Source organism: Loktanella sp. PT4BL (assembly GCF_003201935.1).
GTDB lineage: Bacteria > Pseudomonadota > Alphaproteobacteria > Rhodobacterales > Rhodobacteraceae > Yoonia.
Genome location: NZ_QJJL01000003.1, coordinates 166346 through 178751, shown reverse-complemented (window position 1 = coordinate 178751; position 12406 = coordinate 166346). Strand labels below are relative to the sequence as shown.

Below are 12406 nucleotides of genomic sequence, written 5' to 3'. Positions count from 1 at the left end.
CAAGAAGGAAGCGTGCCATGTTCAAGGGATCACTCCCCGCCCTCGTCACGCCGTTTACAAACGGCAAAGTCGACGTGGATACGCTGAAAAAACTTGTGAACTGGCATGTTGATCAGGGCAGCCATGGCTTGGTTCCGGTGGGGACCACAGGCGAGAGCCCGACGCTGACCCATGCAGAACATGATATGGTCGTGGAGATAGTGATTGCCGAGGCCGCCGGACGTATCCCCGTGATCGCCGGCGCAGGGTCAAACAACACGATTGAGACGGTCCGTCTGGTGCAAGCCGCGAAAAAGGCGGGCGCAGATGCGGCGCTTGTTGTGACGCCTTATTACAACAAGCCCACCCAAGCCGGTCTGATCGCACATTTCGAGGCCGCCGCCGACTGCGGTTTGCCGATCGTGATCTACAATATTCCCGGGCGCTCCGTGGTCGATATGACTCCCGCAACGATGGGTGCGCTGGCAAAGCATGAAATGATCATCGGCGTCAAAGACGCAACCGGTGATCTTTCGCGTGTGCCCAAGCAACGGATGACCTGTGGACCGGATTTCGTGCAGCTTTCGGGTGAGGACGCGACAGCGCTCGGGTTCAACGCCCATGGCGGAGTCGGGTGCATTTCGGTGACAGCGAACGTGGCACCTGCGCTCTGTGCAGCGTTTCAGGAAAGCACGCTCGCGGGCGATTATGCCAAGGCGCTGACACAGTTGGACAGACTCATGCCTCTGCACGAAGCCATTTTCACCGAACCGGGTGTGGCGGGTGCAAAATACGGGATGTCCTTACTGGGCATGTGCAGTGACGAGGTGCGTTTGCCGCTGGTTGGGTTGACGGATGCGACCAAGGCGAAAATGCGTGCGGCGATGGAACATGCGGGGTTGCTGTAAGGTGGGTTTTACCCACCCTACTGCGTGCTGGCAGGTGACAGCGGCTTGAACCACGCATTGTTCAACCGCCACAGGCCAAAGGCCAAGGGGATCGCGGCCAGCCCGCCGATCACATAGGCCAATGGTTCGTCATAGAAGCTTTCAAACATCTGCGTATAGGCGTGGATGCCTGCAAAGGTCATGGCTGCGTTGAACATCCCCCGACGGTTGGACATTGCAGCCCAGATAATGAGTGTGCCAAGCAACAGTGCCCAGACGATCGCATAAACGCTTTCACTGATCTCGAACGCCTGCGCAAGGTAGGCATCGCGTGCAGCGTCATAGGCCTGCCAATCGCCAGCAAAGTCACTGTAAACCGGCCCCCAAAGGCTTTCACCCACAACATCGCCCCAGATGCTGCCGACCAGAAAACACAGGTTGGCCACGATGAACGCCATGATCATCAAGACCCCCGCTTGCCGCCCCATCTTTGCATCGCCGCGACTGATGGCCCATAAACAGGTCCCGATCAGCAGGCCCATTTGCAAAATGCTGAGCGTCGTTTCCGGCGAATAAAACACGTAGGCTGCCGTGAAATAGTAGGTTCCGGTGTCCAACATTTGTCCAAAAGGAATGATCGCCAGCGCGGTGATAAAACGTATGTCCAGTGTCAGGCCCAGCGCCGCGATGGCCGCAAAGACGTAAAAATGGATCAGCGGCATCGGCCAGCCTGCAAGATCAAATTGATCTGCTGCACCGTAGACACCGACCAAATGCAATGCGGCGGCCATCACCAGCACGGCGCCATAGGCAAAGCGCAACTGGACCAACCCTGCCCTGAAGCGCCAGAAGAACAGCCCCGCCAGCACGGCCCCGATGAGTGCAAGCAGGATGCCCGCACGGTCCGGTATCTTGTCGAGCAATTCGATGGCGGTACCAGAAATCAACATACCCGCCCCGATGAGCGCACTCGCATTGCCGAACATCCGGTAAAGAGCCGCACCTTTACGCAGGATCAACAAACCGGCGCCCAGAAAGAGACCGCCGCAGACAGCCACGCTCGCAGCACTTGCCAAGAGAAACACCAATCCCAGCGTCGCCGCCAGAATACCCGCGATCAGCAGGCTGTTAACGCAAAGCGCGATCATCGCGGACCGCGCCCGCGATTTGATCTCATCTGCCTGCGCGGGGTTGATGACACCGTCGGCGACCAGTTGGTCTGTTTGGGCAACGTAATACATGACGTCTCCTGACTATGCTTCGCAATCGGGATACACTATTTGTGAACGTTGTTCAATAATCTAATTTGTCCGCATCCAATCCTCTGCAAAGGCAGTATCGTCACAGCCCCCAAAGACCGCAGCACGGTCCAGCTCTTTGCGCAGCGCCGCAATGCGCCCCGCGCCCATACGGACGCCCGGCTCGGGCCAGAACGCCCGGACGGCCAGAACACTGCCTTCCCGTTTCATATCAATGCGGCCAATGATGCGGTCGCCCTCGATTACCGGAAAGACGTAGTAGCCATACTTGCGCTGCGGGGCGGGTACGAAGATCTCGATCCGGTAGAAAAACCCGAAAAGCCGCTCTGCCCTTTTGCGGTCTCGCAGTGCCGGATCGAAGGGTGACAGAACACGCACCCGCGGGACCGGTGCTGACGGCAGGCTTTCCATCACATCGGGCCACGCAAAGGACCGGCGCAATTTGCCATCCACGCTTTCCACATCAATCTCGATCACGCGGCCCTCGGCCAAAGCGGTCGCACACCAAACCTTTGCCTCGCCGGGGCTCACGTGATCCCAGAACGCGGCCAATTCGCCACTGGTGGCAAAACCGAGCCGGTCGAGTGCGCCGGAACAGCACCAGTCGATGGTCTCGTCCGGATGATGGCGGCAGTTGAGGTGTTCGGCCGGAATCACCCGTTCGGTCAGATCATAGACCTTGGTGAACCCGTCGCGGCGCAGCACGGAAATCTGGCCCGAGCGCCACAGATATTCAAGTGCCGTCTTGGAGGGATGCCAGTCCCACCAGCCGCCTGAACCACGGCTTTCGCCCTCGCCCACCTGACCCGAGGTGCAGGCCCCGTGATCGGATATCCGGCGCAGGACCGCGTCGATCTTGCTGTGAAAATCATCGCGGCGCTGGTCTTGCCATCGGCTGGCCAGACGCGCCTCATCACGGGCAAAGCGCAGACGCCAATGGGCAAAGCTTTCAATCGGAATGATGGCGGCATCATGGGTCCAATGCTCGAACATCTGCCTGTCTCGGTGCAGCAGATGTTGCAGCGCGCGGGGACGGTATTGCTGACGGCGCGACCACAGGATGAGGTCATGGGCACGGGCGAATGTGTTGACGCTATCGAGCTGCACAAAGCCAAGGTGGTTGATCACCCCCTTGAGATCGGCCCCTTTCCCCGCACCCGAAGGCCGGCCCTGCAAGCCGTGCCGCGCCAGAAAAAGATGGCGGGCGGCGGGATTGCGCAACACCGGAACCGTCATGTGTCACGATCCTGTATCGCGATTTGTTGCAGGCGCAGCTGGCGCAACGTCTCGACCATCGCCGCAGTCACTAGTCCGATGTTCAGCAGGCCGTTTAACGCAGCCATACCGCCGAGCAAGCGCCATTCAACCGGCAAGAGGATGTCACCGAACCCCAGAGTCGTGAAAGCGACCAGCGCGAAATAGACCGAGGTTTCCAGCGCGTCAAAAACGCCCAAGGCCATGAACGTAAAGGCCCAAGTCCAGACTGCGATCGTCATCTGCAACAGCACCCAGAGCGCCGTCACACACAGAACAAGCATCAGTTTTGGTGCATGGGGTGCCCTGACCAGCCAGGGCCGCAAACGGCCCAGCCGTCTTTCCAGCACCCAAAAAGTGATTGCTGCTGTCATGATCGAAAACACAAGCAGCGTGCTTCCAATGGCGATCTGAACAAACATCTTCACTCTCCTGCGGGGGCAGACCATCGGCACACCTTGTGCCACAGCGCGCTATCGCCTATTTGTGCCCAACTATGGCCAAGAAACCCGAAAACAAAAACTACAAAGTCATCGCCGACAACAGGCGTGCGCGCTATGACTATGCCATCGAGGATGATCTCGAGGTCGGGATTATCCTGACCGGTTCCGAGGTGAAATCCCTGCGCACAGGCCAGTCCAATATCGCCGACAGCTATGCCAGCGTCGATGATGGCGAACTTTGGCTGACCAACGCCTATATTGCCCCCTACGAGCGCGCGATGTTTACCCATGAGGAACGGCGCAAACGCAAGCTATTGGTCAGCAAGCGTGAATTGGCCCGCCTTTGGAACGCGACCAAGCGCGAAGGCATGACGCTTGTGCCGCTGGTGATGTATTTCAACGATCGCGGTCTGGTGAAACTCAAGATCGCAACCGCCAAGGGTAAGAAGAACCACGACAAGCGCCAAACCGAGGCCAAGCGCGACTGGGGCCGTCAGAAGCAGCGGCTGTTGCGCCACGGTGGTTGATTCCCGAGGTGCTGGATTGCACCGGCAGGATGCCTCCGGCGGGGATATTTTCGGGCCAATAATAACATGGGTGGTGCCTATCTGGTGGCTTGTCTTGCGCGGCGCTGCGCGGTAGGCCCTTTATGACTTGTGAATAAGGGGTGCGCGATGACATCGGCCATTACTGACGATCCCAAAACGCTTGTCAGCACCGGATGGCTGGCGGCGCATATCAAGGATCCTGATCTGCGGATTCTTGATGCCTCATGGTATCTGCCCGATGCCGGACGCGACCCAAAGGCCGAGTATGCGGCCGGACATATCCCTGGCGCGCGTTTCTTTGATATTGATGAGATCAGCGACGCCCGCTCGGAGCTGCCACACATGGCCCCGCCTGTCGAGAAGTTCATGTCGCGGATGCGGGCGATGGGCGTGGGTGATGGCCATCAGGTGGTTGTCTATGACGGGATGGGCGTGTTTTCTGCCGCACGCGTCTGGTGGTTGTTCCGCCTGATGGGCCAAAAGAACATTGCCGTTCTGGACGGCGGTTTGCCCAAATGGATTGCGGATGGCCATAGGACCACAACAGCCGCGCCCACGATCCGCGACCGGCATATGACCGTGAAGTACGAAGGGTTCCGCGTCCGCGATGTGACCGAGGTTGCGCGGGCTGCCAAGCTTGGTGATCACAGCATCATCGACGCCCGCCCCCCCGGACGGTTTCAGGGCACACAGCCCGAACCGCGCGAAGGGATGCGCTCGGGGCATATTCCGGGCTCGCAGAATGTCTTTTATCAGGACCTACTTAACGCAGATGGCACGATGAAACCGCCCGCAGCCCTGCGCGCCGTTTTCGAAGCCGCTGGCGTGGACCTGGCCAAACCTGCAATCACGACCTGTGGGTCAGGCGTAACCGCAGCGATCCTTTCACTTGCGCTTGAACGGATCGGCAAAACCGATCATGCGCTTTACGACGGGTCATGGTCCGAATGGGGCATGTACGCCGACCTTCCAATTGCGACCGGAGCAAACTGATGCTGGAAAACCTTTCCGCCCAACCCGCTGACAAAATTCTGGCCCTGATGGCCACCTACAAAGCAGACCCACGCGCCGACAAGGTCGATCTTGGCGTCGGCGTCTACAAGGACGCGACAGGCAACACCCCTGTCATGCGTGCCGTGAAAGAGGCCGAGCGGCGCATTATCGCGGATCAGATCACCAAAGCCTATACGGGGCTCGCCGGCGATCCGGAATTCAGCGCAGTGATGAAGGATCTGGTGCTGGGCGATAGTGTACCGAACGAACGCGTTGCGGCCATTGCAACCCCCGGCGGCACCGGTGCTATTCGTCAGGCGCTTGAACTGATCCGCCTTGCCGCGCCCAAGGCCACGGTCTGGCTGTCCAACCCCACGTGGCCGAACCACCCGTCGATTATCAAATACCTTGGCATGAAAATGGCCGAGTACCGCTATTTCGACAATGACACGCGTGGTGTCGATTTCGACGGCATGATCGCGGACCTTGAGAAGGTGGCAGAAGGTGACGTCGTGCTTTTGCACGGCTGCTGTCACAACCCCACAGGCGCGAACCTCACCTATGGCCAGATGGAGCAAGTCATCGGCCTGATGCGCAAGAAAGGTGCCGTGCCTTTCGTCGACATTGCCTATCAGGGTTTCGGCGACGGGCTTGCCGATGATGCAAAGGCCACGCGCCAGATTGCCAGCAGCTTTGAGAACTGCCTGATTGCGGCAAGTTGTTCAAAGAATTTCGGCATCTACCGCGAAAGGACAGGCATTTTGATGGCGGTCACCAAAGACGCCGATCAGCAGGCCCTGACGCAGCAGAACCTGTCCTTCCTGAACCGCCAGAACTATTCCTTTCCGCCCGATCATGGCGCCCGGGTGGTTACGACGATCCTGAAAGACCCTGCGCTGCGCGCTGAATGGGAAGCTGAACTGGAAGAGACCCGCAACGGGATGCTCGCCCTGCGTCAGCAGTTGGCCGATGAACTCAAGCGCCTGACAAACAGCGACCGTTTTGATTTCCTCGCGCACCACCGCGGCATGTTCAGCCGTCTTGGCACGACACCCGAAGTGGTCGAGAAACTGCGCGCGGATCACGGCATCTACATGGTCAGTGACAGCCGCATGAATATCGCCGGTCTGAACGCTGAGACCGTGCCTGTGCTGGCACGCGCAATTGTGGCGGCTGGCGTCTAGACACTGTTCGGAATTTTGCGAGCGCAGCATCATTTGCTGCGCTTGCAAATTGCCCTTGTGAGCCCATGCGCAATAATATACCGAACGGAGAAACCTTTAGGTAATATTCATTCGCCAAGGAGCCGCCATGTCATTCCGTCTGCAACCCACACCCCCCGCACGTCCGAACCGCTGCCAGTTGTTTGGCCCCGGCTCGAACACCAAGCTTTTCGAAAAGATGGCGGCAAGTGCGGCGGATGTGATCAACCTTGACCTTGAGGACAGCGTGTCGCCCTCGGACAAGGACGCAGCGCGGGCCAATGTGATCAAGGCCATCAACGAGGTCGACTGGAACACAAAATACCTCTCCGTGCGGATCAATGGCCTTGATACGCCTTACTGGTACAAAGACGTCGTCGATGTGCTGGAACAGGCGGGCGACCGGCTTGACCAGATCATGATCCCGAAGGTCGGCTGTGCTGCTGATGTTTACGCTGTCGATGCGCTGGTCAGCGCAATCGAGGCAGCAAAGGGGCGCGCCAAGCGGATCAGCTTTGAGGTGATCATCGAATCTGCCGCAGGCATCGCCCATGTCGAAGAGATTGCCGCCAGTTCCCCGCGCATGGCGGCAATGAGCCTTGGTGCAGCGGACTTTGCGGCCTCCATGGGCATGCAGACAACCGGCATCGGCGGGACGCAGGAAAACTACTACATGCTGCATGGCGACACGCGGCATTATTCCGACCCGTGGCACTGGGCGCAGACGGCCATTGTTGCGGCATGCCGCACACATGGTGTGTTGCCCGTCGATGGACCATTCGGGGATTTCAGCGATGACGAAGGCTACCGCGCGCAGGCGCGGCGGTCGGCAACGCTTGGCATGGTCGGCAAATGGGCGATCCACCCCAAACAGATCGCATTGGCCAATGAGGTGTTTACGCCGTCGGACGAAGCCGTAGCCGAGGCCCGCGAGATCCTTGCCGCGATGGAAGACGCCAAAGCACGCGGTGAAGGCGCGACCGTCTATAAAGGCCGCTTGGTCGATATCGCGTCGATCAAACAGGCCGAGGTGATCGTGCGCCAGTCCGAGATGATCGCGGGCTAGCACGACAACACACCAAGGTCGCCGCCCCCGCACCACTGCCGTTGCACTCGGTCCACCCATGCGCCATATAACTATGACCGCATGCAAAAGGCTTGGATTTCATGACGCAATACCTCGATTTTGAAAAACCCCTCGCAGAGATTGAAGGCAAAGCCGAAGAGCTGCGCGCGATGGCCCGCGAAAATCCCGAGATGGACATTCAGAAAGAGGCCTCTGCGCTTGATAAAAAAGCCAGTGACCTGCTGAAATCCCTGTACGCGGACCTGACACCATGGCGGAAATGTCAGGTCGCGCGTCACCCCGAACGGCCGCATTGCAAAGACTATATCGAGGCGCTTTTCACCGAATACACCCCGCTGGCCGGTGACCGCAATTTTGCCGACGACCTGTCCGTGATGGGCGGTCTGGCGCGTCTCAACGGCATTCCTGTCATGGTGATCGGCCATGAAAAAGGCAACGACACCAAATCACGTATTGAACGCAATTTCGGCATGGCCCGCCCCGAAGGATACCGCAAGGCGATCCGTCTGATGTCCTTGGCAGACCGTTTCGGCCTGCCTGTCATTACACTGGTTGATACCCCCGGCGCCTATCCCGGCAAAGGGGCCGAAGAGCGCGGCCAGTCCGAGGCGATTGCACGCTCAACCGAGAAATGTCTGGAACTGAAAGTTCCGCTGATCAGCGTCGTGATTGGCGAAGGCGGCTCTGGCGGTGCGGTCGCATTTGCCTCGGCCAACCGTGTCGCGATGTTGCAGCATTCGATCTACTCGGTCATCAGCCCCGAAGGCTGTGCGTCAATCCTCTGGAAAGATGCCGAAAAAATGCGTGAAGCGGCCGAGGCGCTGCGCCTGACGTCCGAAGACCTGCACGAGTTGGGCGTCTGCGACCGGATCATCCCCGAACCTTCGGGCGGCGCGCATCGCCACCGTGATGAGGCGATTGCGGCTGTAGGCGAGGCGCTTGTCTCCATGCTCAACGAATTGCGTGGTCTGTCGGGCGATAAACTCCGCGCAGATCGCCGCAACAAATACCTCGCCTTGGGTGCAAAGGGTCTTGCTGCATAAGTGGCTTTGCTGCGCGGACATTGGCAGCTTCTGGCGCTGACCGCTGCGGTCTTTGCGCTGTGGCAAACGCCGGCTGTGGTCCCTCTGAAAGTGCTGATCGTCTTTTTTCACGAGGCATCACACGCGATTGCAACACTCCTGACAGGCGGCGATGTTGTCAGCCTTTCGGTGTCGCCTGACCAGGGCGGTCTGGTAATCAGCAGAGGCGGCAACCGGTTCATCACGTTATCGGCGGGATATCTGGGGTCATTGATCATTGGCGTCGCCCTTTTGCTGGCAGCAACGCGCACAGTGGCGGACCGGAAGGTAATGGCGCTTTGCGGTGTGGTCACGCTGGTCATCGCAGGCCTTTATGTCCGCGACGTGTTCGCGCTGGCGTTCTGTGTCGGTATGGGGGCTGTCATGCTGCTGATGGCGCGGTTTATGGGCCACAACGCCAATGATCTGGCGCTACGTATCATCGGTCTGACCAGCATGATCTACGTGCCCTATGACATTTTCAGCGATACGATTGCCCGCGCAAGCCTGCGCTCTGATGCGCGGATGCTGGCAGAGGAATTCGGCGGCACCACGATGATGTGGGGCGGCCTTTGGTTGATCGTCAGTCTTGCGGTGATCGCCTGGTGCCTGCGCAGAGGCTTGGGCCGCAACAGCAATCTTAGATTGCGCTGACTACCACATGGTATCCGCGGCACGTGCGGACCAGCCGGCATCATAATCCGCACCGTCAAAACCGGCTTCCTGCTCGGCCAGAAGATCGCCGACGCTTGGTAAACCCGCACTCTCATCATCCGCCATCCACAGACGCGCACGCATCAAAGCGCGGGCGCATTGGCTATAGACCTCGGCCACAGTGATCACGATCACACTGCGCGGCTGGCGACCCTTTCCAGCAAACCGGCCGATCAACGCCGGATCAACCGACACGATCGCGGTGCCATTCACGCGGATCACATTGTTTGAACCGGGAACCATGAACAACAGACTGATCCGCCCGTCCGCCACGATATTGCGGAGCGTATCTATCCGGTTGTTGCCGCGCCAGTCGGGCAACAGTAGCGTCCTTGCGTCCAACTCCTGCACGACCGGGCCATCATCGCCACGGGGGCTGCCGTCCGTGCCCTCCGGCCCGACAGTTGAAACAATGCACAAACGCGATGCCATGATCCACTTGCGATAAAGCGGGGTCAGCTTTGGGGCGACCTTGATCAGTGAGGCCTTGCCGGGTGTGCCATAGAGCGCCTCAAGTGCGGCCACATCCGCAACGACATGATCAGCCATCAAATCCGGCTTCTTTATTCAGCCGGTCCGAGGCTGTCTCGATCTCGTCCTCAAGGCGGCGCATGAATTCCGCCACCTCCAACCCCGGCTCAATGCGCGGCAGGAATTCAAAGACCGCCGTCCCCTGTTTGCGCATGACCCCACGCTTGGGCCAGAACACGCCGACGTTGGTCGCGACTGGCACCACTGGTTGGCCCAGTTCACGGTAGAGCGCACCGGTTCCGATTTTATATGGTGCTTTCACCCCCGGGGCGATACGCGTCCCTTGGGGATAGATAATCAACTGACCGGCGCGCGCGCGACCGGCCTGCACGTCGGCGACCATCTGCTTGATCGCCACACCACGTTTGCCGCGGTCAACAGGAATACACCCGATCCGCAGACCGAATTGGCCGATGATCGGCGCATATTTCAGGATGGCCTTGAAGATAAATTTGCCACGCGGCATCGCGCCATAAATCATCAATACATCCAGAAAAGACTGGTGCTTGGGGGCAACCATGACCTCATCGCTCGGCGGCTCACCCCTGATCTCGCATTTCAGGCCGATCATCCAGCCCGCGCTCCAGCGAATATAGCGACAATAGGCATGACAGGCGGCAACGGCCCCGTCCGCTGACATGATGGCGGCAGGCGTATAGATGATCCCAATCACCAGCATGGCAACATACATCTGGATATTGAAGATCAGCGAGCGGACCCATTGGACGGCATTGCTCATGTTTGCTCCCTCAATCTGCGGAACGCCGCTGCACGGGTCGCGAAGAAGGCAACGATTGCGGCCATAACCGGGATCAGCAAGGGCCAAACCCATTCACCACCTTCAAAGCCGACACCCAACAAAAGGCTGCTGGTTGCATCCCCTTGCGGCATCAGGGACACAACGCCCAACCCGATCAGCGTTCCCACCAGCGCGCCCCCGGCGGCCCGTAGCGTGAACCGGCGGACAAAGGCGCGGGCGATATAGGCATCCTTGGCACCCACCAACCGCAAAACCGCGATGATCCGCGCATTGGCTGCCAGTGCGGCTTGCGCAGCCAGCGTAATCATCGCCGCGACAGTCGCCCCGATCAGCACGATCACCGACCAACCGATCAGCCGCACACGCGCTGCCGCATCCAGCAGCGGCGCACGCCAGGCGGTATGGTCATCAAGGATCGCGCCAGGCACCTGTGCGGACAAGCGCGCGCGCAAACCTTCAACATCAAAGTCGTCACCATCAGTCACGATCTCGATCAACTGTGGCACAGGCAGCGCATCAAGCGGCAGATCCGGCCCGAACCAAGGTTCCAGCAGGGCCTGTTGCTCATCTTGCGACAGGGCCCGCACACGGGTAACACCCGGCGTTGTTTCCAGCACATCAAGCGCCGACAGCAAAAGCGCATCTGCTGTGGCGGGGTCAGCGGGCAAACGCAACGTTGCCGACTGGGCCAGATCAGCGGCCCAGAGGCTTGCCACGCGATTGGTGGTCAACGATACAGCAAGCGTGATCACCGCAAGAAAGGCCATCACTGCGGCCACAAAAACGGTCAACCGCACAGTCATGCCGGTTTGCGGCACCGCGCGGTCGGCCTGCGGATCGCCCAACATCAATTCCAGCAGGGCCTTCATAGCTCGGCGCCCGCCTGAACAAGCTGGCCATCCTTCAGACGCAGCACCCGTGCGCTGACATCGGACTTGGTCGCGCGGATCATCGCCAGATCATGGGTCGCAATCAGGATTGTCTTTCCCATCTTGTTCAGCTCGATCAGCAGGCTCAGCAAGCGCTGCGACATCTCCCAATCGACGTTGCCTGTCGGCTCATCCGCGATAATCACATCGGGCGACACAATCACCGCCCGCGCAAGTGCCGCACGCTGGCGTTCTCCGCCCGAGAGCTCGGGTGGCCGCTGGTTGGCCTGCGGCCCCAACCCCACCCAATTCAATAGCTCCGGCAGGTTCTGTGCGGCCTCATGGGCGCGTCCGGAGACAGTCAGCGGTAGTGCGATATTCTCGGCAATGCTCAGATGATCCAGAAACTGGCAGTCCTGATGCACAACGCCGATGCGCCGGCGGGACATTGCCACCTCATCGCGGTTCAGGGCACCGGCATCTTGGCCGAAAATGCGGACTTTGCCTTTGTTCGCTCGCAAATCCGCGTAGCAAAGACGCAGCAAGGTGGTCTTTCCCGCACCAGACGGTCCTGTCAAAAAATGGAATGAACCAGGCGCAAGTGTCAGGGATATATGGGAAAAAAGCGTCTGACCACCATATCCGTATGAGACGTTCTCTAATTCGATCACGGTTCTTCCTCTGGCACCACACCGCTCTTCTGCCCAAATCTGCAACAGGTTTCAATGACTGCGCACACCTGCATGCGCAAAACCTTTGCGTTTGGCGCAGTGGTTGCTAAATTACCGACGGTGACAACAATAAGCTCTTTAAACCACC

The 12406-nt window shown here is 59.3% G+C and carries 14 protein-coding genes; 7 read left to right on the top strand and 7 right to left on the bottom strand.

Annotated elements, in window-relative coordinates:
• Positions 1 to 17 precede the first annotated feature (17 nt).
• Positions 18 to 887, top strand: a complete 870-nt coding sequence (gene dapA, locus C7964_RS10620) for a 4-hydroxy-tetrahydrodipicolinate synthase (protein ID WP_110279651.1) — start codon at positions 18 to 20, stop codon at positions 885 to 887.
• A gap of 17 nt (positions 888 to 904) precedes the next feature.
• Here the strand turns inward: dapA and C7964_RS10615 are convergent, their stop codons facing one another.
• The 3 genes from C7964_RS10615 to C7964_RS10605 are packed head-to-tail and all read right to left on the bottom strand — an operon-like array spanning position 905 to position 3801.
• A complete protein-coding gene (locus C7964_RS10615; protein ID WP_110279650.1) occupies positions 905 to 2107 on the bottom strand; it encodes a hypothetical protein in 1203 nt (400 codons plus the stop codon).
• A 60-nt stretch (positions 2108 to 2167) separates the two neighbouring features.
• Positions 2168 to 3361, bottom strand: coding sequence for a winged helix-turn-helix domain-containing protein (locus C7964_RS10610; protein ID WP_110279649.1), 1194 nt, complete (start codon positions 3359 to 3361; stop codon positions 2168 to 2170).
• Positions 3358 to 3801 (bottom strand): ion channel, encoded by a 444-nt coding sequence (locus tag C7964_RS10605; protein WP_076659471.1) that lies wholly within the window; start codon positions 3799 to 3801, stop codon positions 3358 to 3360. Before C7964_RS10605 ends, C7964_RS10610 begins: the two co-directional genes overlap by 4 nt.
• Before the next feature lie 74 nt (positions 3802 to 3875).
• Here C7964_RS10605 and smpB point away from each other — a divergent pair, with 74 nt between their 5' ends.
• From smpB to C7964_RS10575, 6 genes are all read left to right on the top strand, one after another.
• Positions 3876 to 4349, top strand: a complete 474-nt coding sequence (smpB, locus tag C7964_RS10600; RefSeq protein WP_110279648.1) for an SsrA-binding protein SmpB — start codon at positions 3876 to 3878, stop codon at positions 4347 to 4349.
• A gap of 147 nt (positions 4350 to 4496) precedes the next feature.
• Positions 4497 to 5363: a 3-mercaptopyruvate sulfurtransferase gene (sseA, locus tag C7964_RS10595; protein WP_181417156.1), complete on the top strand. Its 867-nt coding sequence runs from the start codon at positions 4497 to 4499 to the stop codon at positions 5361 to 5363.
• The gene (locus C7964_RS10590) at positions 5363 to 6547 is read left to right on the top strand and encodes an amino acid aminotransferase (protein WP_110279647.1); all 1185 of its coding nucleotides are present in this window, start codon (positions 5363 to 5365) and stop codon (positions 6545 to 6547) included. Before sseA ends, C7964_RS10590 begins: the two co-directional genes overlap by 1 nt.
• Before the next feature lie 127 nt (positions 6548 to 6674).
• Positions 6675 to 7631 carry an L-malyl-CoA/beta-methylmalyl-CoA lyase gene (locus tag C7964_RS10585; RefSeq protein ID WP_110279646.1) on the top strand — a complete coding sequence of 319 codons (957 nt, stop codon included), beginning with the start codon at positions 6675 to 6677 and terminating at the stop codon, positions 7629 to 7631.
• 101 nt (positions 7632 to 7732) lie between these two features.
• Positions 7733 to 8695, top strand: a complete 963-nt coding sequence (locus C7964_RS10580; RefSeq protein ID WP_110279645.1) for an acetyl-CoA carboxylase carboxyltransferase subunit alpha — start codon at positions 7733 to 7735, stop codon at positions 8693 to 8695.
• A complete protein-coding gene (locus tag C7964_RS10575) occupies positions 8696 to 9367 on the top strand; it encodes a M50 family metallopeptidase (protein ID WP_110279644.1) in 672 nt (223 codons plus the stop codon).
• Here the strand turns inward: C7964_RS10575 and C7964_RS10570 are convergent, their stop codons facing one another.
• Genes C7964_RS10570 through C7964_RS10555 form a run of 4 tightly spaced genes read right to left on the bottom strand, consistent with a single transcriptional unit; the run spans position 9368 to position 12258 of the window.
• On the bottom strand, positions 9368 to 9976 hold the full coding sequence (locus C7964_RS10570) for a pyridoxamine 5'-phosphate oxidase family protein (RefSeq protein WP_110279643.1): 609 nt from the start codon (positions 9974 to 9976) through the stop codon (positions 9368 to 9370).
• A complete protein-coding gene (locus C7964_RS10565) occupies positions 9969 to 10697 on the bottom strand; it encodes a lysophospholipid acyltransferase family protein (protein ID WP_110279642.1) in 729 nt (242 codons plus the stop codon). The genes C7964_RS10570 and C7964_RS10565 overlap by 8 nt, the downstream gene beginning before the upstream one ends.
• Entirely contained in the window at positions 10694 to 11587 is an 894-nt protein-coding gene (locus tag C7964_RS10560) for a cell division protein FtsX (RefSeq protein ID WP_110279641.1), read from the bottom strand. The genes C7964_RS10565 and C7964_RS10560 overlap by 4 nt, the downstream gene beginning before the upstream one ends.
• Positions 11584 to 12258 carry a cell division ATP-binding protein FtsE gene (locus tag C7964_RS10555; RefSeq protein WP_110279640.1) on the bottom strand — a complete coding sequence of 225 codons (675 nt, stop codon included), beginning with the start codon at positions 12256 to 12258 and terminating at the stop codon, positions 11584 to 11586. Before C7964_RS10555 ends, C7964_RS10560 begins: the two co-directional genes overlap by 4 nt.
• Between the last annotated feature and the right edge of the window lie 148 nt (positions 12259 to 12406).